General features: G+C 59.4%; 19 protein-coding genes. 7 read left to right on the forward strand and 12 right to left on the reverse strand.

The genetic code is table 11. The annotated features are described in order from the left end of the window. Positions 1 to 32: 32 nt before the first annotated feature. From ACR9ZQ_RS36995 to ACR9ZQ_RS37005, 3 genes are all read right to left on the reverse strand, one after another. Positions 33 to 1,214: an MFS transporter gene (locus ACR9ZQ_RS36995; protein WP_481430301.1), complete on the reverse strand. Its 1,182-nt coding sequence runs from the start codon at positions 1,212 to 1,214 to the stop codon at positions 33 to 35. 43 nt (positions 1,215 to 1,257) lie between these two features. Then, positions 1,258 to 2,004, reverse strand: a complete 747-nt coding sequence (locus ACR9ZQ_RS37000; RefSeq protein WP_481430302.1) for an SDR family NAD(P)-dependent oxidoreductase — start codon at positions 2,002 to 2,004, stop codon at positions 1,258 to 1,260. A gap of 101 nt (positions 2,005 to 2,105) precedes the next feature. Beyond that, positions 2,106 to 2,951, reverse strand: a complete 846-nt coding sequence (locus tag ACR9ZQ_RS37005) for an alpha/beta fold hydrolase (RefSeq protein WP_481430303.1) — start codon at positions 2,949 to 2,951, stop codon at positions 2,106 to 2,108. 201 nt (positions 2,952 to 3,152) lie between these two features. Here ACR9ZQ_RS37005 and ACR9ZQ_RS37010 point away from each other — a divergent pair, with 201 nt between their 5' ends. Beyond that, positions 3,153 to 4,043: a LysR family transcriptional regulator gene (locus ACR9ZQ_RS37010; protein ID WP_113320609.1), complete on the forward strand. Its 891-nt coding sequence runs from the start codon at positions 3,153 to 3,155 to the stop codon at positions 4,041 to 4,043. A 269-nt stretch (positions 4,044 to 4,312) separates the two neighbouring features. On the opposite strand, the gene ACR9ZQ_RS37015 is transcribed toward ACR9ZQ_RS37010, so the two are convergent. After that, entirely contained in the window at positions 4,313 to 5,230 is a 918-nt protein-coding gene (locus ACR9ZQ_RS37015; RefSeq protein ID WP_481430304.1) for a VOC family protein, read from the reverse strand. 269 nt (positions 5,231 to 5,499) lie between these two features. Between ACR9ZQ_RS37015 and ACR9ZQ_RS37020 the strand changes: the two genes are divergently transcribed. The 3 genes from ACR9ZQ_RS37020 (at position 5,500) to ACR9ZQ_RS37030 (ending at position 7,390) form a co-directional block, all read left to right on the forward strand. Continuing rightward, positions 5,500 to 5,886, forward strand: a complete 387-nt coding sequence (locus ACR9ZQ_RS37020) for a DUF427 domain-containing protein (RefSeq protein WP_481430305.1) — start codon at positions 5,500 to 5,502, stop codon at positions 5,884 to 5,886. Between the two features lie 200 nt (positions 5,887 to 6,086). Then, on the forward strand, positions 6,087 to 6,485 hold the full coding sequence (locus ACR9ZQ_RS37025) for a nuclear transport factor 2 family protein (RefSeq protein WP_113320612.1): 399 nt from the start codon (positions 6,087 to 6,089) through the stop codon (positions 6,483 to 6,485). A gap of 380 nt (positions 6,486 to 6,865) precedes the next feature. Beyond that, positions 6,866 to 7,390, forward strand: a complete 525-nt coding sequence (locus tag ACR9ZQ_RS37030; protein ID WP_481430306.1) for a protein NO VEIN domain-containing protein — start codon at positions 6,866 to 6,868, stop codon at positions 7,388 to 7,390. 300 nt (positions 7,391 to 7,690) lie between these two features. Here ACR9ZQ_RS37030 and ACR9ZQ_RS37035 read toward each other — a convergent pair whose 3' ends face one another. Then, complete coding sequence (locus tag ACR9ZQ_RS37035; protein WP_481430307.1) at positions 7,691 to 8,680, reverse strand: zinc-dependent alcohol dehydrogenase family protein; 990 nt, start codon at positions 8,678 to 8,680, stop codon at positions 7,691 to 7,693. A 704-nt stretch (positions 8,681 to 9,384) separates the two neighbouring features. Beyond that, positions 9,385 to 9,696 carry an ArsR/SmtB family transcription factor gene (locus tag ACR9ZQ_RS37040; RefSeq protein WP_481430308.1) on the reverse strand — a complete coding sequence of 104 codons (312 nt, stop codon included), beginning with the start codon at positions 9,694 to 9,696 and terminating at the stop codon, positions 9,385 to 9,387. A gap of 286 nt (positions 9,697 to 9,982) precedes the next feature. On the opposite strand from ACR9ZQ_RS37040, the gene ACR9ZQ_RS37045 reads away from it, so the two are divergent. Continuing rightward, on the forward strand, positions 9,983 to 11,131 hold the full coding sequence (locus ACR9ZQ_RS37045; RefSeq protein ID WP_481430309.1) for an alkene reductase: 1,149 nt from the start codon (positions 9,983 to 9,985) through the stop codon (positions 11,129 to 11,131). Here ACR9ZQ_RS37045 and ACR9ZQ_RS37050 read toward each other — a convergent pair whose 3' ends face one another. The 4 genes from ACR9ZQ_RS37050 to ACR9ZQ_RS37065 form a co-directional block, all read right to left on the reverse strand. Then, complete coding sequence (locus tag ACR9ZQ_RS37050; RefSeq protein WP_481430310.1) at positions 11,132 to 11,791, reverse strand: peroxiredoxin-like family protein; 660 nt, start codon at positions 11,789 to 11,791, stop codon at positions 11,132 to 11,134. Between the two features lie 12 nt (positions 11,792 to 11,803). After that, positions 11,804 to 12,910: an alkene reductase gene (locus ACR9ZQ_RS37055; RefSeq protein ID WP_113320621.1), complete on the reverse strand. Its 1,107-nt coding sequence runs from the start codon at positions 12,908 to 12,910 to the stop codon at positions 11,804 to 11,806. Between the two features lie 73 nt (positions 12,911 to 12,983). Beyond that, a complete protein-coding gene (locus ACR9ZQ_RS37060) occupies positions 12,984 to 14,189 on the reverse strand; it encodes an MFS transporter (protein WP_481430311.1) in 1,206 nt (401 codons plus the stop codon). Positions 14,190 to 14,273: 84 nt separating this feature from the next. Then, positions 14,274 to 15,380 carry an alkene reductase gene (locus tag ACR9ZQ_RS37065; RefSeq protein WP_113320623.1) on the reverse strand — a complete coding sequence of 369 codons (1,107 nt, stop codon included), beginning with the start codon at positions 15,378 to 15,380 and terminating at the stop codon, positions 14,274 to 14,276. 112 nt (positions 15,381 to 15,492) lie between these two features. Here ACR9ZQ_RS37065 and ACR9ZQ_RS37070 point away from each other — a divergent pair, with 112 nt between their 5' ends. Next, positions 15,493 to 16,389 (forward strand): LysR family transcriptional regulator, encoded by an 897-nt coding sequence (locus tag ACR9ZQ_RS37070; protein ID WP_481430312.1) that lies wholly within the window; start codon positions 15,493 to 15,495, stop codon positions 16,387 to 16,389. Positions 16,390 to 16,391: 2 nt separating this feature from the next. Here the strand turns inward: ACR9ZQ_RS37070 and ACR9ZQ_RS37075 are convergent, their stop codons facing one another. After that, positions 16,392 to 17,195 carry a helix-turn-helix domain-containing protein gene (locus ACR9ZQ_RS37075; protein WP_481430313.1) on the reverse strand — a complete coding sequence of 268 codons (804 nt, stop codon included), beginning with the start codon at positions 17,193 to 17,195 and terminating at the stop codon, positions 16,392 to 16,394. Between the two features lie 778 nt (positions 17,196 to 17,973). On the opposite strand from ACR9ZQ_RS37075, the gene ACR9ZQ_RS37080 reads away from it, so the two are divergent. Next, the gene (locus ACR9ZQ_RS37080) at positions 17,974 to 19,590 is read left to right on the forward strand and encodes a winged helix-turn-helix domain-containing protein (protein ID WP_481430314.1); all 1,617 of its coding nucleotides are present in this window, start codon (positions 17,974 to 17,976) and stop codon (positions 19,588 to 19,590) included. Positions 19,591 to 19,667: 77 nt separating this feature from the next. Here the strand turns inward: ACR9ZQ_RS37080 and ACR9ZQ_RS37085 are convergent, their stop codons facing one another. Then, positions 19,668 to 20,771, reverse strand: a complete 1,104-nt coding sequence (locus ACR9ZQ_RS37085; RefSeq protein ID WP_481430315.1) for a Gfo/Idh/MocA family protein — start codon at positions 20,769 to 20,771, stop codon at positions 19,668 to 19,670. Between the last annotated feature and the right edge of the window lie 130 nt (positions 20,772 to 20,901).

The following is a 20,901-nucleotide window of genomic DNA, read 5'->3' on the forward strand; positions in this document are numbered from 1 at the left end:
CCGGACGAGTCCCCCGCCCGGCCTTGCTTGTGTCAGGCCACAGCCCGCGCTTGCTTCGGGGTGTGTATCCGACCGAAGAGGACTACGGACGCCAGGGAGAGGAACGACATCAGGCCGCCGAAATACATCGCGTCGAAAAGACCGAGGCTGTCGACCACCACGCCGCCCGCGAACGATCCGACCGCGATCGAGATCTGGAAGTTGGCGACGAAGAGGGCCATTCCGCCTTCCGCGACTTGCGGAGCAGCCTTGGCCATCCACATCTGCAGGGCGACGGGCATCGCGCCATACGAAAGCCCCCAGATTGCGAGCAGGAGGAGCGTGCCAGACTGGGAAGCGCCAAGCACAGGCAGAAGCAACATTGGAATCATGAGGAAGATGATCGTGGCGATGAATGTCTTGCGGATGCTGCGAGAGGCGCCGGCGCCGCCCAGGAAGTTGCCAAGCAGACCGATTGCCGTATAGCCGAGAAGGATCGACGATATCGCCGCGCCGCCGAAGCCGGATTTCTGGGCAAGGAAAGGAGTGATGTAGGTGTAGGTTGCGAACTGGCCCACGAGCACGAGGAACATCGCGATGATGCCGACGCGGCCCTGATGGGTCTGCGCAATGCCAAGCAAGTCTGCGGGGCGCACGCGCTGCTCGACCTCAAGCTTTGGCAGGGAGAACAGCTGCGCGAGAAATGCGATTACCGAGATCGCCAACGCGGCGCCGAAAGCTGCCCGCCAGCCAATGACATCGCCTATGATCGCGCCAGCAGGGCCACCGATAAGCATCCCGAGCGAGACACCTGCGAAAATGGTCGAGGTCGCGCGCCCGACCTGCCTCTCCTCGACAAGACGTGCCCCCAGGCCAGCGCCGATGGCCCAAAAGCCACCTATGGCGATGCCAAAAAGCACCCTGCCTACGATGAGGACCGCGAAACTGGGCGCGACCATCGAGAGCAAGTTCGAGATGACGAGCAAAAGCGATAGTCCAAGAAGCACCAGGCGGCGATCATGGTTCTTTACCGCAACAGTCACCCCCGGGGCGGCCACGGCCGCAAGTAGACCTGGCGCCGTCACCATAAGGCCAGCGGTACCCTCCGATACGCCCAATCCTTCCCCGATATAGCGCAGCACGCCGACGGGAAGAAACTCGGTAGTGCAGAATACCGTGGCACTCAGGGCTACGGCGAAGACGCCAAGCCAGTTCGAATCCTTTTGCTGCGACATCGCAGTATTCCTTTCTGGTGTGGGACGGAACTCGGTCCATCCATTAGAGCTGGGAGCCGCCGTCGGCCTGTACGACCTCGCCCGTTATCCATCGGGCCTCGTTGGAGGCCAGAAATGTGACGACGCTCGCTATGTCCTCCGGTTGGCCCATTCGCTTGATCGCCTGCATCGCGAGCGCCTGTTCGGTTCCCTCGTCCGTGCGGGCGAAGGCGGACATCTCGGTCTCCATGACTCCGGGGGCTACGGCGTTGACGCGGATCCCGTGAGGCCCAAAAGCGGACGCGAGATATTTTACGATCGTCTCCAGAGCGCCCTTGCTCGCAGCATATGCGGCGAAGCCACCAATCATCGATCTCACGGCTAGCGACGAGACGAAGATCACGTTGCTCTCGACGCACATGATGGGGCGGAGCTGCTGGACGAGAAAGAGCGGCGCCCGGACGTTTACAGCGAAGAGCTTGTCGAACTCGTCAACTGTCAGGTCATTGACTGACGAGGGCACGAATATTCCGGCGTTGGCGACGAGTATGTCGAGCCTTCCGCCGATGATCTCCTTGGCACGTTTTGCAAGCCTATGCGGGCCATCGGGCGCTGCGAGGTCGACGTTGATCTTCTCCGCACGCGAACCGAGGGCGCGTATCTCGCCGACGACCTGGTCGGCATCTCTTGCGTGGCCTCCGAAGTGAACGATGACCTGGGCGCCTTCCTTGGCGAGAGCCAGGGCCGTAGCCCGCCCGATACCTCGGGAGGCTCCCGTCACGACTACGGTTTTTCCTAGCAGACTTGCCATTGCGCACGCCTTTCATTGACCGTGGACGCGCAAAACCCTTGCTGGCCATCCGATCGGATGGCCAGAGCGTCCGCCTTGGTTCCCGTTTGGATCGCTATTGGCTACGCGGCGTCGAGGAATGTCGCCACGTGTGTCACGAACAGCTCCGGGTATTGATACTGCGAGCCGTGGTTGCTGTCGGGGTAGAGGATGAGCTGCGCCTCAGGAATGTTCTGCTGCAGGATGTAGGAGTTGACCGAGTAGATGATGACATCGTTGCTGCCGTTGACGACCAGCGTCGGTTGCTTGATGGCATTGAGGTACGCATACGGGTTCTCGCGCGGCGCGCCCCACTTGCCGAGGGCCTCGATCTGAGCCGGAGCGACCTGCTCGCTGACCTCCGGATCGCGGCCTTCGCTACGGAGGCGGAAACGCTTCAGGAACTCGCGACCAGCGGCCTGGCTCTTTTCGGACGGGGTGAAGAACACGCCTAGCCAGAGGTCGTCAGGGTTTTCGTACGAGGCGCCAAAAATCGCCTGGGCTTCGGGCGTCAAGGTAGCCATGCCCTCGCCGCTGCGGGGACCTGTGCCGACGAGCACAAGCTTGCGAACCAGATCAGGGGCGGCAAGTGCGATTTCCTGTGCGATCAGGCCGCCCAGTGAAAAGCCGAGAACATCGACCTTGGTCAGCCCGATTGCTTTGATGAAAGCCACTGCATGCGCTGCCATCCCTTCGATGGTTGTCGGAACTTCGCCGGAGGTGCTGGAGATTCCGGCGTTGTTGAAGAGGATTACTTCGCGGTTCTGCGCGAGGCCATCCGTTACCAGCGGGTCCCAGTGGTCCATCGTGCCAGTGAAGTGCATGTTCAGGACGAGCGGCACGCCGCCTGCTCTTCCGAAGCGACGATAGGCAAACTTGATGCCGTTTGCTTCGATGAATTGAGTCTGCGCGGTCTGATGGTTCGTCATCGATAATGTCCCTTTAGGTGAGTTGGTAAGAAAAGCCTGTCGTCATGTTCGGTCGACAGTGGCTTCCGATCCTGACCCCGCGGCGTGTGCCACTAGCTGTCTCTCGTCGCCTCCGTTGCCAATCGGTGTAGGCTCCTTTCGCGCTGTTGAAAAAGACTTTGCAAGTTGGTAGACATGCCTCCCAGGCATGGGAGTCCGCGTATGGAACTTAGGCATCTTCGATATTTCGTGGCCGTTGCCGAGGAAGGGAGCCTCACGTTGGCGGCCGAAAGGCGCCTTCATACGGCCCAGCCGTCGCTGTCGAGGCAAATCCGCGATCTCGAGTACGAGGTCGGCGTGCCACTGCTCTCGCGCAGCGCAAAAGGTATTGACCTCACGCCAGCAGGTCGGGCTTTCCTCGATCACGCGCGCCAGGCGATAGCCGAGGCGGAGGCCGCTGTGGAGGCGGCAAGGCGCGCAGCAAAGCCTGACAAGCCCGTATTTTCGATGGGCTTCCTCACCGGAATGGAGGTTGATTGGCTTCCAGTTGCCTCGCGGATTCTCCGCGACGAACTTCCCAACATAGAAATCCGCGTGGTTAGCCAATATTCCCCACAACTCGCGGACGACTTGCACAGGGGCAAGCTCGACGTCGCCTTCTTGCGCGCCGAGGAGAAGGCGAACGTCGAATATCAAAAGGTTGCCAGCGAGCCGCTGGTTGTCATGCTTCCCAGCGATCATCGCCTCGCAACCCATGATGAAATCGACCCGCGGGAGCTTGTCGGCGAAATCTTCATAGGCATGTCCGACATCGCGCATGTGTTGCGGGACGTTATCAATCGCTATTTCGAAAGGGTCGGCATACAGCTTAAGCCCACGCACGTGATCGAAAACTTTGCGATGGCGATCTCGCTCGTCGCATCTACGCGGGGAGTCTGTCTGCTTCCGGCGTACGCGGAGAACTTCCTCTCGTGGTCGGTCGTTAGTCGCCCCCTGAAGGGAGAGATCCCGACCATCGATCTTATGCTGGGGTACAACACGCTGAACACGTCGCCTCTGCTGAAGCTGTTCCTGGCGCGAATGGAGAACCATCGGAGCGAAGTTGGCGACTAGGCGGCCCTCCGTCGTCTGCACTGTGCTGTTCATGGCTCTCAGCGTCCTCGTAACTGCGCTTCCGGCGCTTGCAGGTGATCGCTGACCGCTCCCCGCCCTGTGGGAGATTATGACGCGGCGGGGAGCGGCGGCCATGATCGTGGGAGGGGCGCGACCATGACTGTGTCTGGTTATGCGCACTCAGAAGACCATGAGGGTCGTGTTCGTTATTGGATCATACTTGCCGTTTTGGTCTGATCCTGCGGAAAAGCCGCCAGCGGAAAACGGCGTTAGTCTTGAGCGCCAGCTAGGCGACGCTCAATACGGGAGCGTTGCGGCTCCAGCCAAGGCGGTAGCGCGAGGCCGTTGTCTCCGGCGGGTCTGTCGCTGGCTTCAATGCCGAAAGTGTCGGCGACCATGCCGAGACGGATGCCGCCTGGAATTCCGAAGTAGATGGCGGAAAAATAGTAGCGGTCCAAGACAGGCGTCACATCCAGACCCAAGGCCACGGCCCGATCCCTGTATTGCTGTAGATCTGCGACCTCGCCTACGTTGAAGGCAAGGTGGGTAGCTACCCCCGCACCTCTTTTCCCTGCGCGATGACCGGGCGCGGACAGCAAGTCAAGTATCGGGCTTCCCATGTAGGTTGAGTCACTAAACCGGGTCACCGCTCCCTCTCGCTCTTCGCGGTTGAAGCCTAGAAGATTTGCGATGAAGCGGGCGGTAAGCTCGTATCCTTGGAGCTGCAGCTCTATCGACCGCAGCGCGCCCAGGCGCATCTGCTGTCCTTGTGTGTACGTAGGTCCATCTCGGTCATATTCGACCAAGCAGATGGGCAGACCGTCAGGATCGGAAAAGCACAGGCATCGTTCGCCGAAACTCGACGCGAACCCAGCCATCCGGACTCCCCAGCTACGCAACCGTTCAGACCATTGTTCCAGCGTGCTGGCGTGGACCTGGAAGACGAGGTTGCTGATCTGTCCGGTGCCTTGAACACCCCGAGGTGCCTTCGGATCGACGAGAAACGTCATGAGAGACGCCGAGCTAGTTTCCACGCCGCAGAACTGGATCTCGAGCATTGTCAGCTCGTCGTAGTTCACCGTTCGACGAAGGAGCCTCATGCCCAAGCCGAGTGTGTAGAAGCTCGTCGTCCGCTCTTCGTTAGAGCAGACCGCTGTGACGTGGTGAAAACCCAGCTGTCCTGTCATTCTGAAGGTAACCCCGCGGTGCGTACCGGAAGTAAGGATTACCACGGCGTGCAAGTTTGCGGCGACGCCACCAATTCATCTGGAAAAATTTACGCCGTGATTGTTCTACGCGAACACGATTGTTCAATAGCCTCGCACCATTGGCAGGCGATCACTCCAAAAGAAGGGGATGCCTCACAGGCATGTCGACCAACCAACGAAGTCTTTCCGCTCTCCTTTTGACCGCCCTATGGTGCGGTCCGATCCAGTCACAACAACGGAGCAAGCACATGGCCGAGCAGCAGGCGACAAGGACGATCAAAATACCCGGTCCGGATCATCCGATCAGCATCGAACGGAGCAGTTCGCGCGTGGTTGTCAAAGTCGCGGGTGAAACGATTGCCGACAGCAGAGACGTTCTCGTTCTCAAGGAGGCGAGCTATGGTCCCGTCTTCTACATTCCCCGCGAGGACGTCGACATGTCGACGCTCCAGAGAACCGATCATTCGACCTACTGCCCGTACAAGGGCGAATGCGCCTACTTCTCAATCCCCGCAGGTGGCGAGCGATCCACGAACGCGGTCTGGACCTACGAAAGCCCTTACGAGGCAGTCGAGAAAATCGGCGGGCACGTGGCATTCTATCCAGACCGCGTGGACTCTATAGAGGCGATCTAAGGCGTGCGGGGCTGGGATACACGGTCCCAGCCCGTTCACTTGGTCCATTCAAAGGCCGACTAACGGCCGAATTTGCACGGTCCGTCTAAACCGCGCTGACAATCTTCAATACAGGCTGAGGCTACCCACCCACCTTTGCCTCGACAATTCACGATGCCTTTGCGGGCTGATGCAGCTACGGCTGGAAAATGGAGTTTGAGATGACGACCCCAGAAGAAAACAAGGCACTTGTGCTCAAGGCATTCGACACGCTGTTTAACAAGCGGGACTACGACGCGGCATGGGACTTTTGGTCTGATAGCTACATTCAGCACAGCGCCCACATCAAGCCAGGCCGGGAAGGCCTGTTTGAATTGATCCAGTCTGCCCCGGATACCCTGAAGTACGAGCATCAAGTCATTCTGGCGGAGGGCGACTACGTCATCGTCCACGGTAGGTTCACGGGCAATGGACGAGGCGTCGCCTGGGTCGCAGCCGACATCGTGCGGATCGAGCACGGCAAGCTGGCCGAGCACTGGGATGTTCTCCAAGACGAGGTAACACGCGCTGACTCACAAAGCGGCAACCCGATGTTCGGGGAATCTTTCCCTGAGGACTGATATGGCACCCACACCTCGGCCTTCGGTCGGTCGCGCACAGCGTTCGGCATGATTGACGCATGGTAGGCGGCAAAACTCGTTGCAGGCGATCGTCACGAATATCCAAAAAGGCTGGTTTGAGACAATACAGCGCAGATCAGGAAGTTAGGCTCGCGGCTCCGCCTATGGCCGAATAGACGGCTACCAGGAGTCCGCGATGCCTCTCGCCAAGCTTTATCTTTCTGACGGTTGCCCATCCGGGCGGCTCGAACGCTGCGGCCGTAAGATTCGCGATCGAGTTGCCGTCCGCCACGACGATGTCACGGACGCCAGGCACAGCCTTCGCCGCAACCGCGTTGTATGACTTCAGCTTTCCGCCTTTCATAGGCGATAGCGCAAGCGTGCCTATCTTCATCGATGCCGAACTGCGCGCTGCCATTCACCTTGGCTGGGGTATCCAGTCTCTTGTGACTCTTGCCGACAAGACGAAAGTCCTTCGGGTCCTTGAGAGGTCCCGTGGTCGGCACTGGCTGCGACACCGCCTCGGTGGCGAGTTCTCCGTAGGGCTTGAGATCGAGCGCCTAAGAGCGCTTGGACACAAAAATCCCGAAGACCTTGTCATCTGGACATCGAAGACAGACGTGGGTGCCGACCACGATATCCGCTCGATCGCAACAGACGGAGAGCCGTTGTTCATTGAAGTCAAGTCGACGACCGGAACGGATGGTCGCTTCAAGCGGCCCAGACGCGAGTTCGAGAAGGCGCTGCGGGAAGGAGCACACTACGAACTGTGGCGTGTGTACAGCGTCAACTCCACGACGCCGGTGGCGAAGCCTTTCCCGAATCCCGTCGAACTCTTGGGACGAGGCCTTCTTCGGCTCGAGCTGTCAACGTTGCGCGCGTTCGTCGAAGGCAAGCAAGGCTGACGGTGGGTTGGGAAGCGAAACGGTGGAGCCGTCGATAGTGCGCGCTAATATCCGCAGCAAATTTCTCGCGCAGAAGCTCTCGCTGAATTCGAGTTTGACGCCAGACTGAGAATTCGATGGCTCCGCCCGAGACCAAATGACGTTCCTCTCCAGATCAACGCCATGAAAGGTGAGAAAGTGCTTTCCGCCGCGAGCCTCACCGGTTCATCCACCCCGAGGTGGTGCTGCCCGCAATTGCGGGCAGCACTGTAGAAGCAACACCTTCCGAGGGCAGCCGGCGGCGTCGCGTCTACCTACGCATCATACAGTTACGACGATTTTGCCGAACTGATTGCTGGCCTCCAGGTAACGATGTACCTCGACGATATCCTCGAACTTGAACGTCTTGTCGACGACGGGTTTGAGAACGCCGGACGAAAGTCCCTTGGACACGAATTCGACCGCAGCTTTGCGTCGCGTTTCGTCTCCACTGGTCAGCCAGATGTTGTGAGCCTTGACCGAAGTCACCTTCGCGATCATGTCAAGAACCGGGAGCGTCGTCGGCTCGGTGGCCAACAGGCCGTAGATGTAGGCGACCCCGCCGAAGTTCAGCAGCGATACGAGCTTCTCGAAATTGGGGCCGCCAACCGGGTCGAATACTACCCTAACCCCGGCGCCCGCCGTGATCCGATTAATCTCTGCTACGAAGTCCACCTCGTCGGTTGCCAGGACATGCTTGGCTCCGAGGGCAATGAGCTGGTCCTTCTTTGCGGAAGTCCGTGTGAGCGCGATAGTCGTTGCACCGGACAGGTTCGCAATCTGGATCGCTGCGATGCCGACGCTGCTCGAGGCGGCAGGGATCACGACGTAGTCGCCCGGACCTACCTTGGCATCCTCGATCAAAGCTCCGTACGGGGTTACGAACATCATCCAAACAGATGCCGCTTCCTCAAAGGAGAGGCCCTCCGGCTGATGGACCACTGCGTATGCAGGAACAACGATCAGCTCACCGTAGGTGTTGTACTCGTTCATCGAAAACGACGGGATCACGTTCACCTTGTCGCCAACGGAAACCGCTTTTACGTTCTCGCCCACGGCCTCGACAACCCCCGCTGCCTCATAGCCAAGACCAGCCGGAAACTTCACGGGCTCGATGTAGACGTCGACCCGCCACATTGCTTCGGCCCGGTTGATGCCGATTGCATGAACCTTCACGCGAACCTCATCCGGTCCTGGAGCGCGGACGTCGAGGTCCTCAAACTTCAGTACTTCAGGGCCACCTGCCCGATCGAACTTGACGACTTTTGACATGCTGATTTTCCTTTTGGATCAATGGAAAGAACTATTCGAAAACTGTGGCTGCGCTTGCCTATCGACTACGGACCATTGTGTGGTTTCGCGCCCTAGCGGAGGCGAGCGCCACACCAAGCGCATTTGTCCGCGCCGCACCCGATTGTCGTATCCTCCCTGACCCGGCACGGAAAATACTTTGTAGGTTCGCTGGCATACCTCATGGGCATGGCCCGTGAGCCCATCCGCGCTGTGATTGTAGAAAGTTCCGCACGGCTCGATTGTTTGATCAGAGCATTTTTGCAAATTCGTGCCGAAGGATTCGGCACAGGGCCGCCGAGCGTGTGGCCTCGTCGGCCGCGTCGGCATGGTTTTTAGCCAGGGGCGGCCCAACGCGAGAGGTTACGGGGCTCCGGGTACGCTGCATTCGCCCCCTGCACCGCAGGAATTTTGGGACGCACGGGCCCAAGGCTGGGCTGTACAGGGCATCGAGCGCGCACGCATCTGGCGACAGGCCGGACTTCCGACTAGCAAAGGGCCTTTCGGCCCGCGTCTTGCGTGGATGCCGAGCCCGCCATCTTCCGCTAAAGTTTGAGACCCAATCCTATACGTCGGCTCCCATGCTCATCCGGTATAGCTGAAAGCCTTCTCAGCATTGTCTTCGGCACGCGTCCCGCCAGGTCGGGCAGCGCTGAGCAACGCTGACTTCCCAACACAGCTGCGGTTCACAGACTGCAGGCAAGCTGCGCCAGAAACCGTTCGATCTCATCGTCGAGCCTGCGGTAAGTCGTCCACTGCCCGATCCGCAATCCTTTTATCAGGAGTGCGTTTTCGAGTATCCGGAGATGAGATGAGACCGTCGATTGGCTAACGCCCAGGTGATGCTCGATTTCCTTCACGCTCCGCCCCTCGGCAAACAGCACGCAGGAGCCGTCAGGCCTGAGAAAGCGGAGTATCCTTAGTCGCACAGGCGACGCGATCGCCCGAAGGACGTCTACTGTCGTTGGCTCGGCTGTGGTTTCGGGGAAGGCTTCCATCGGTCCTGTCTAGCCAAGGCCGGAGGCTGCGTATTGAAAAAAACTGACGGGATTGGACCCATGGCGCGGCGCACTCGCGTCAGGATTTTGCAAAAATGGCAGGTATCCGACAATCGCACTCGGACAGTCCGAGGCTAACCTGGGGCACAGGGACAGGGCGCGACCAGCGACGGCTCGATGACGGGCATCAAGTGCACTGGTGCGGACAACATCCTCAGCGCATGTCGCGCTGCTGCAATACGATTTTCGACCCTTCGCCTAAAACATCAGAATCCGGAGCCAGGTCATGCCAGATATGGAAGCAACCCTCTCGCCTATGAACACCTCAACCGCAAAACTGTACAGTCCCGCAGCTGTCGGAAGATACCAGTTGTCCCACCGTGTCGTGCTCGCTCCAATGACGCGGCTGCGCACTCTCCAGCCAGGCGACATTCCAAGTCCGATGATGGCGGATTTCTACGGACAGCGAGCCTCAAACGGCGGCTTGGTGATAATCGAAGGAACCAGCATCTCCATCCCCGCCCGATCCTATTACGGTGCAGCCAGCTTCTTTCATGACGGCCAGATGGAAGGATGGCAGGCGATATCGAGCGCAGTTCATTCGAAGGGTGGCCGGGTCTTCATGCAGCTCATTCATGGGGGGCGCCAGAGCCACGTTGAGATGACGGGCGGGGTCGCGCCTCTCGCTCCCTCGGTAGTGCCCTTCGAAGGGTTGGCGTTGATACGGGATGGCTGGGTTGCTGCATCTCCACACCGCGAACTCGCTCTCGAGGAGATTCCCGGCGTGGTGGAAGAGTTTCGGGTTGCCGCGCAACGAGCATTTTCCGCCGGTTTCGATGGCGTGGAACTCCACGGGGCCAACGGGTACTTGGTCGATCAGTTCATACAGGACGGAACCAATAAGCGAACGGACGCCTACGGAGGCACACTGGAGAAGCGATGCCGCTTTCTGAAGGAGTGTGTGGAGGCTTTGGGAAGCGTTTGGGGGATGGACCGCGTCGGAGTGCGGATTTCTCCATCCGGAGAATGGGGGGGTATTTCGGACAGCGATCCGGAAACCACGTTCGCCTACGTCGCCGACACTCTTGAGGCATATGGGATCGCATACCTGCACGTGATCGAGCCGCGGATCAAAGGCGACGACACTCTCCATGAAGGCCATGCACCCGTCGCCTCCGAATACCTCCGTCCCCATTTCCGCGGGCCAATCATTGCTGCCGGCGGTTTTGATCGTGAAGGAGCTGAAGCAATCGTCGAAAGAGGGGACGCTGATCTCGTAGCCTTCGGACGCCACTTCACCTCGAATCCCGACCTGCCCTTCCGCCTCAAGAACCGGATACCGTTGACACCCTATGTGCGCGATGCGTTCTGGGGTGGCTCCGAGAAAGGCTACACGGATTTCCCGACCGCCACGCCTGCCGAGCTTCAAGCGTAGTCAGCGACGCAGCACGTCGAACGTTGCCGGGACGGCGCTTCGACGTGCGTCGCGCTCCTTGAGCGATCTGAGCGTTGACAGAATGTGCTCCACGCCCAGTCGTTGTCGATAATCCGCGTCCACTGAGGACAAAACGACTCGTCCGGAACGGTCGATGACGAACGTCGCCGGAATCGCGACCTGCCAACGCGCTGCGGGCGAGAATCCCAGGGACAAGTATCTCGGACGATCCTCAATCGGCAGAACCACGGTCAAGCCGAACGACCTGGCAACCGAGAGCGACGGGTCCAACCCCGCTGTGATGCCGAGACCATCAAGGTATTCCCGCTCGCGCTCGTCGGCAGGGGGCGCACCTACGGCGAGCAGGTTTGCGCCGAGATCCTTGACAGCCTCAGAGATGCTCGAGAGACTCTCAAGGGCATCGCAGCAGTAACTGCACCATGTTCCGCGATAGATGCTGAGGACCAGCGGGCCGCTCCGGATCAAACCGCCGAGCGACACCTTCTGACCGTCTGTGGTCCTAAGATTGAAGAGGGGCGCTTCCGCCCCTGCTTTTACTGATGAGCTCTTGGCGACCGACATCAATTCCATAAACGTCTCGCTCGGACCGTCGTCCGTAGAGCGAGCACCTTCACGGTCGAGAAAGTCGGACGTGGTCATAGCGATGTACCTCTACGACGCCTTGCTTTGAAGGAAGAACGTGTAATCCGTATATCCCGCGGCCGTCCCACCGAAGAAACTCTCGCGATCATAATCGTTCAGGGGCCAACCGTTGCGCAGTCGCTCCGGAAGATCGGGGTTCGATACGAAGTGACGTCCGAACGCGACCAGGTCTGCATCGCCCGAGGCTATAATTTCCTCAGCGGACAGCCCTGTGAACCCACCCGCCGCGATGATGATGCCCGGATAGAGTTTCCGCAACGACCTGGTGGCCACGGGTTCCTGGCTCCGGCTAAGATCGGCGTCATTCCCAAGTACGCGCGGCTCGATCAAATGCAGATATGCCAGATCAAGCTTTGCCAGTTCGCTGACCACATACTCGAAAAGCTCGCGGGAATTCGTGTCGGACATGTCGCCGAACGAGCCGCTCGGTGCCAATCGGACAGCAACCCGGTCATAACCGAACACGGAACTGACGGCTTCGATCGTTTCGTTGAGGAAGCGGAATCGGTTCTGCTGCGACCCGCCATATCGGTCGGTTCTCTTGTTGCTGCCATCCTGAAGGAACTGGTCGAACAGGTACCCGTTGGCTGCATGAAGTTCGACGCCGTCGAATCCAGCAGCAAGAGCACGATCCGCCGCAAGCTTGAAGCCTGACACGAGATCTTCGACCTCTTCCGTCCTGAGCGCCCTATTCGGCGTGTTCGGAACCCATCCCTTCTCTGTATAGGCTACCCCACCGTGTGCGATTTCAGAAGGACCGACAGGTGCGCCTCCACCGGGCTGGAGATCCCTGTGTGACTGTCGTCCGGCATGGTAGAGCTGAACGAAAATCGTGGCCCCCTTTTTGTGCGCAGCGTCAACGATGGCTTTCCAGCCATCGATCTGACTGTCGTCGTAGAGCCCTGGCGCACCGAGATAGCCGTTGCCACCGTCGATAGCTATGGTCGCTTCGGTTATGACCAGGCCGCCGCGGCTGGAACGCTGTGAGTAGTATTCCGCCATCAATGGGCCAGGGACGGCCCCCTCTTCGGCGCGCATTCTAGTCAGTGGGGCGAGGACGACCCTGTGGTCGATCTGGAGCCGACCAATCCTTACAGGAGAGAAGAGCTTGGACATTGAAGGATTCCTTTATGTTGTCGAAAAGTTGGAGCCTCGGATTTCGCTGCAAAACCCGCCGGGGTCGCTGCTCCTAAGCCCGCCTTCCCTTCGGGAAACCGTGGACGGATGCGCGCCGGGCGATCACGAGAGCAAGAACAGCAAGAATGGCGACAGATGGAGCAAAGGCTGCCGGACCCAGCGTCTCAAGTAGCAGGCCGCCGCCTACTCCCCCGCTGGCAATGGCGGAATTCCAAATGGTGACGATCAACGACTGCGCTATGTCGGCATCTGCACCCGCAGTGTCGGCCGAAGCTGTCTGGAGAAGCGTGGCGGCCCCACCAAATGTCGCGCCCCAGACGAAAGTGGCGCCAAATGTGACCGCCGTCACGTCGCCCGCCAAGATGGATACCGCGGAAGAAACGGCAAACAGCGCGAGGCTTCCAAGAACGAGGTGGCGCAGGTGGCGGTCAACCATCAGTCCGATCAACCAGATCCCAGCCAGCGCTCCGGCTCCGAAGACGAGCAGAACTACCGCTACGTCTTGCTCCTGGCCGTTGAAGCGAAGAAAGGGTGAGACATAGGTGTAGAGAATGTTGTGGGCAAACATCCAGACGAACACGACCGACAGTATCGAACCAATACCCGGAATGGTCAGCACGCGACGAACTGAACGCGAACGTCCGTCAGTCGAACCCGGGAAGTCGGGCACCGAAGCGAGGATCCAGCCCACTAGAACCAAGGCGACGCCGGACATCGCGAAAAATGGCACCCTCCAACCCAACACTGCCCCCGCCAGTGTTCCAAGGGGAACGCCGAGTGATAGCGCGAGGGGCGTTCCGACGAGTGCGATTGCCATCGCGCGCCCTTCGGATCCGCTGGGCGCCATAAGCCGGGCATAGACGGGCACCAGGCTCCAGGTAACCCCTGCGGCGGCACCCGCCATGAAACGCGCGACCAGGGTGACAAGGTAATTGTCGGAGAGCGCGGTAAGGGAATTGAACAGCAGAAACCCGAGGACGGCGCTGAGGAGCACCGTCCGGCGCTGCCATCCTCGTGTAAGCACCGCTCCGGGAATGGCGGCGGCGACCGAACCGATCGCATATGCGGTCACGAGTTGCCCGGCCTGCGCGTCTCCGACGGAAAGGCCGGAACCGATTTGTGGCAGCAGGCCAGCGGGCAAGGTTTCGGTTAGAATGGCAATGAACCCGAGCAGCCCGAGAGCAAGGAGACCCCAAGTGGGCATCCGTTCGCGCTTTTCAACAGACGAGGTTGCAGATGTCAGCGTTGCGGTAGACACGATCAGTCTTCCTTCAATACCCGATGGTGTCGGGTGTTCTCACCGTAGTCCGGACGTCGGGAAACCAACGTCCGGAGAGGCCTGCTAAGCGGCCTTTTCTGTATGCCCGGCGACGGGGTAGTCCGTGTAACCAACTTCAGTGCCGCCCCAGAAGAACTCGCGTTTGTACGGAGTGAGAGGCAGGTCGTGTTCCAAGCGATAAGGCAGGTCTGGGTTCGACGCGAAAATGCGGCCGAACGCGACGATGTCGGCGACACCGGACTCGACGATTGCCTGAGCACCTTCGCGATCGAAACCACCTGCCGAGATGATCGGACCGGAGAAGGACGGACGCAGGTACTGGCTTGCGACTACGGGATGGCCCTCATGCAGAGTTGAATCACCCTTGATGCGGGGCTCGATGACGTGGAGGTACGCCAGCCCATACTGGTCAAGGAATTTCGCCACGTAGGAGAAAGTCGCCTCCGGATCGCTGTCGGAGATTCCGCCCCATTCGCCGGACGGCGAAATGCGGACGCCGACGCGATCAGCTCCCCAAACCGAAATCAACGCTTCGACAGCTTCCTTGAGAAACCGAACCCGGTTCTCGATAGGACCGCCGTAGGCGTCTTCCCTCTTGTTGGTTCCGTCCTGGATGAACTGATCCACCAGGTAGCCGTTCGCGCCATGAAGCTCGACACCGTCGAAACCAGCATCCTTGGCTCGCTGGGCCGCCACGCGGAACTCTTCGATGATGCCCGGAATCTCCTCGATCGCCAGAGCGCGATGCGGCGAAGCAGGCACGAAACCGTCCTTGGTCAGTGCGACCCCCTCGAACGGCACGACGGAAGGCGCCACAGGATCGACTCCTCCGGTCATCTCAACGTGGCTCTGGCGGCCGCCGTGGATGAGCTGCATGAATGCGACGCCGCCCTTGGCGTGAATAGCGTCAGCGACGGCCTTCCATCCTTCGGTCTGGCCATCGTGGTAGAAGCTTGCTGCACCGAGATACGAGCGGGCAGTGATCGAGATGCTGGTCCCTTCAATGATGACCAGTCCGCCCTCGGATGCCCGCTGACCGTAGAAATCGGCCATCATCGGGCTGGGGATATCGCCCGGCTGGATGGTGCGAAGACGCGTCATCGGGGCAAGAGCGACGCGGTGCGTGAGTTCATATCTGCCAAGCTTGACTGGCGTGTAGAGTTTTGACATCGAAATCTCCAATAAGAGCGGGGCAGTTGCCCGACGACGTCTATTTGCTCCTTCTCGTCTGTTGGCAGAAGAAGGTCAGGTGGATATGGTCTATTCCAAAGGAGAATAAGTCGTGGACCGGTTGTTAGCGCTCGAAACGTTCGTAAGGGTCGTGGACACCGGGTCGTTCTCGACCACGGCCCGGCTTCAAAACATGGGTCAGCCCGCTGTTTCCAAACTCATTGTCCAACTCGAGGACTGGCTTGGAGTTCGACTGCTGCTCCGGTCCACGCGCGGGCTCAAACCGACGGAGGCAGGCGAAAACTTCTATCCCTACGCCAAGCGGACGATAGAAGATGCCAGCGAGGCCGTGCTGGCCGCGCGGGGTGTAGCCGCGGGCCTCTCTGGCAGGCTTCGAGTAACAGCTTCGGTCTGCTTCGCGCGCCTCCATGTCGTACCCAAGCTTCCGGCTTTCATGGCGCGCCACCCCGATGTCGAGATAGATCTGCTGCTAGAAGACAGAAATGTCGACCTGGTCGAGGAAGGAGTCGACGTTGCCCTTCGCATGGGGCCACTCACCGATCCAACTATGACCGTTCGAAAGATCGCGCAGCGGCGAAGACTGGTAATGGCGACACAGTCCTACTTTCAGCAACATGGGAAGCCTAGCGTCCCGAGCGATCTGATCGGACACGAAGTCGTCGTCTATACAAGAGATGGAGGCGGTGAGAGCTTCACCTTTCGAAAGGGCGTGGCAGAGATGGCCGTAAGCGTCAACGGCCGACTGAGAGTAAACGCCACGGAAGGACTTCGCGCTGCGGTTATCGCGGGCGCCGGGCTGACCATCGCATCGGAGTTTGCGTTCGCCCCCGAGCTTCGGTCGGGCGAAGTCGTGACCGCGCTGGATGACTGGGGATTGCCACCCATCAGTCTTTCGGCCGTCTTCCCAACTGGACGAATGACAAGCCAGAAGGCGCGTGCATTCGTCGAATTTGTCGAAGGCTGCCTCCAGGAGGACTACGAGAAGTAGTCTCAACGGCGCCCTTCATGAGAGCGGGTCGCAGGGTTTGCCGTCAGGTGCGCCCTCTGCCATGCCAAGGGCGTGGTTCCGACCACCTTGAGGAAAGTGCGCGTCATATGGGCTTGATCGCAGAAGCCTAGGGCGACTGAGATCTCGGCAATCGGGAGTGGCTCTTCGAGCAGATATGCCTTGGCCTTTTCGATGCGCGCGGCAATGAGCCATTGATAGGGCGATTGCCCGGTGGAGCTTTTGAATGCCCTCGAAAAGTGAGCCAGCGACACGCCTGCAAGATCCGCAAGTGTTTGAAGTGGTATCGTTTCTGAAATGTGTTCGAGCATGAAGGTTTGAGAGCGTCTTAGCTGCCAGGGTGCCAGGCCGCCCCGAGGAAGTTTCCCCGAAGGCTTGCGGCGCCACCTCGCGACGCCAACCATTAAAGCGAATACGAGACTGTCCGAATACTGCTCGGAGTTCGTACCCGGTTCTGAGCACTCTTCCGCCAGCAGTCGGCACAGGCGCTCAACGCGGTCATCTGCCACCATCAGACGCGGAGACAGAAGATCGTCACCTCCGGCAAGCCCCAGTCTCTCAAGGAGGCGTCCAAGCTCGCAGGCATCGAACTCAAGGACCATGCGGCGAACAAACTTCAGCGACGAGGAGTAGCCGGTGGCCATACTGCCACCAGGCAGGAATGTCACGCAGCCCCGCCCGGCATCGGCAAAACCCACACTGACGCCTCCGCAAGTTTCGAAATCCAGCTTTCGACCAACTTCTTCGAGGATCAGGACGAGGGTCGGAGCCCTCGCCTCGACGCTCATCGTTGTTGCACCGTCGCATTTTATATCATCGACCGTTGCGCTCGCATGTGTCCATTCCTGCGTCCGCCTGTCCAGAATTGTTCCGTTGTCGCGAAGGGCGAACTTCTTTGCCCTGGTCGCTGATGGGAGGTTCGTCCGAGGTTGCGACACGGTATGAAGACGAGGGCCGTAGCTTGATTCCTTCGGTGCAGGAATGCCCGTGGCTTCCGTAGCGAGGAGCGGCCTTTCCGGGCTGGGTGATGGCTCACCCCAGGTAACGTCGGAAAAATGGCGTGCATTCCCGGTCGACATCTCTGGCTATCCCCGGACGGTGACAGGTTTGACGTCTTCAGAGGCCCGGAAAGTGGTCTTTCCAGCAGCAGGTCGGGCAGATGGACAGACAAGGAACCGAGCGCGTGGAACGCTAGCGGCCCGATCGCAAGCATTTGAATAGCCTGTAAAAGGTTTGATTTGCCCGGTCATTGGAACGCCCTCCTTCTCAATTCGGTGTTCTGCAAGGAAGTTCCGACGGCGACATTGGTCACACGCCCAAATTGTTGGTCTCTCCAGCAGTCCTTCAAAGGAGGCCCAACGCCCGCCAGTTGTTCGCCATCAGCAACAATCCTATAAATGCCAGGAGCATGTGGGTCCTGAGATCGAGGTGAAAGAGTCTGATATTTCGCTGAGTTTTTGGTGCGTGGAAACGAGCGCTGTTCTTGCAACCTCATTCCAGTGGGTGCATTCTCGCGAGTGCATTTTACAAGGGCTCGAAGCGCGCCCTGAATACTTGGAGTGACCTGTGACCTACCTTCCGAAAATGGAAGGATCCCACGATCTAAACGTAGTGGATCAATTGGCGATTGGCGATCTGACGCTCGATCTCAGAAGGCATGAGCTGCGAGACGCCGCGGGCGCACGTATCGACTTGCGAAACAGGTCTTTTGGGGTGCTGCGGCATCTCGCGGTCAACATCGGACGCGTCGTCAGCAAAGACGAGCTGTTGGCAACGAACTGGCCCGGCCTGACGGTGACCGAAGACTCGCTCACGCAGTGTATTTCCGAAATTCGACGTTTGGTCGGCGACGGCGGGCGCGACCTCATACGAACCGTGCCACGCCAAGGCTACATGATCGCCCCCGTCGAGGAGAATGATCGGGCGACTGTTTCGGGCTCCTGCGGGCCTACCGTGGCGGTTCTTCCGTTCGAGAGTAATACCGACAACTCAAGAGGCGACCTGTTTGCAGATGGGTTGACGCGACAGATCATCTCGGCGCTCGGCCGTTTCGGCGAGCTGCGGGTTCTCTCTCGAAGCGAGACATCGGTCTTCAAGGGACAAGTTCACAGCGCCACGAAGCTTGGCCGCACTTTGAAGGCTGATTATCTGGTGGAAGGCGATCTGAGGCGAGACGGCGAGCTTCTGCGCGTCGACATACAGCTGTCGGATGGACGGACAGGCGCGCAGGTGTGGAGCAAGACCTTCGAGGCGGACTTGAGGGAATCCAACCTGTTCGCTGTACAGGACGAAATCTCTGGCCAGGCCAGCGCCATGATCGGCAGCTACTGGGGAGCCATCGGAGCGGCGGAATACAAGCGGATCCAAGCGAAGCCGATCCCCGAAATGACGCCCTACGAGTGCATCGTGCAGGGCGTCTTGGGAACGCCGACCGACGCCACCATATTGGAGCCTCTTGTGAAGGCGCGAGAGTGCCTTGAGCGCTTGACCGCCTCCGACCCGAGGAATGCCGCTGCGTGGGCGGCGTTGGTTCTTGTCTTCAACAATCAGAGAACGTGGGGCGTCTCCCTTCCCTCTGCCGAGGCGAGCAGTGTCACCACCCGCCTTTATCTGGCCGACAAGGCGGTGGAGGCGGCAAACCGGGCTGTTGAGATTGCGCCAAACGACGCTTTCGTTCGCGGCCTCGTGGCTCGTGCCGCTTGGATGGCCTGCCAGCCGGATCTGTTGAGGATCGAGACGAGGCGCGCCATTGCACTCAACCCTAATGATCCACAAACCCTCGGCCCGCTTGGAAACTTGATGGCCTACGCGGGTTTCTGGGACGAAGGCGTCGAGCTCGCCAAGAAGGGCATCGCGCTTACAGCTCCCAGCACACCGCGTTGGTGGTGGTGGGCTATCGCCAAACGGGCCTGGGCACATGACGAGTACGATCTGGCGTTCGACGCCTTTCGTAAATCCTACGTGGAGCAATTGTGGATCAGTCACCTTCACATGGCGTATACCCTGCCCTTCCTTGACAGGACTGCGGAAGCAAAGGCCCATGTTGCAACGCTGCTGAAGTTGAAGCCCGGCTTCAGCGTTCAGGAAGCGGACGCCTATTATAAGATGTGGTGCTTCGCGCCTTCTTACCGCGAGAAAATGCGGACTGCCCTGGAGACTGCTGGACTCCCGGTCTCGAATTAGCTCGCCCAAGTCAGCTGCCGCCGCTCGTTCGAGTGGCAGGCTGCTTCACGTTTCGAAGACAGAACTTATGGGCGCGCTCAAGGCGCGGGAAGCAGAGCCCCCTGGCTTGCCGACTGCTGGATCGTGTCAATCAGGCGCTGGAAATAGATTGCATCGTCGAATGTGGGCACGCCACCCTCATTTGAAAGTATGTTCCGCGCAATGGCGGCGTAATTGTAGCCCAGTTCGGTAACGCTCGAGGGAAGGCCGGACGATTCCAACAGCGGGTGGGTTTGGGAGATTGCCATCCTTTGAAGAGGTTGGCGGTCGCCTCGGGCACCTTCCAGAACGTAGTCCTCACCGACCTCTCCGAACGCGGAAGTGTTCGTCATGACGAGGTCGCCTTCGAACCCGGTCACGTCGAGGCGGACGCCGCTATTGTTGTGCTTCGCCCCTTCAAGATGAAACGAAAACAGGGCGCCCGTTTCGAGTACGAAAGTAATCATGATCTCGTCAGCATTGCTTGTGACGATCGTCTCCCCGGTTTCGCGCACCGTAACCTCCGGGAAGTTGTTCTTCAGGGCCGCGAAGAGGCTTTTGGGCCTCCCGGTGACACCGAAAATCATGTCGAGGAAATGCCCTGCATAAATCGCGAGCAAACTTGAGAAGTTTTCGGGAGGCGCGGTCCATCGGAGAGCGTATGGCAGCACTTTTTGGAAGTAGTTCACGCTGACGTGGAGTCGGACCGAACGAACGTCTCCGATGTATCCGGCATCCAGCAGGGAGCGCATTTCCCGAGCGACCGGAGCAAGACGTCGCTGAAGCCCGACGTAGTGCTTGACACCCTTGCCGTTGGCGGCGTTGCGAAGGTCGAGCGCGACCTCAGTGCTAGTTGTCAGTGGCCACTCCGAATAGACGTGCTTGCCCGCCGATACAGCCGCCCGAATTGCTTGTTCATGTTGTGGCGCGGTGTTCAATACGCAGACCAGGTCGACGTCGGGACTAGCTACGAGGCTTTCTAAATCCTCGAATGTCTTCTCGACGCCGAAATCACGCGCTGCGTCTGCTGCTGCCTCAGATCTGCGTGCGAAGATCCCTCTCACTTCGAATTCCGGAAGCAGGGAGAGAACAGGGAGATGTCCGCGCCGTGCCCAGTTGCCGGCTCCGATGATCCCTACGCCGATTTTCTCATTCTGGCCCATGGCAACCTTCTCCATTTTCGATTGTTCGCTTCTACTCGGAACACATCAACCGGATAGGATTTGGAGAACACTTTTGAACAAAACGCGCATTTTGATCCCGGGAGGCGAGGCCGCTCCTGTCAGGCGCCTT

The organism is Rhizobium sp. KNZ14-9A, from assembly GCF_056755015.1.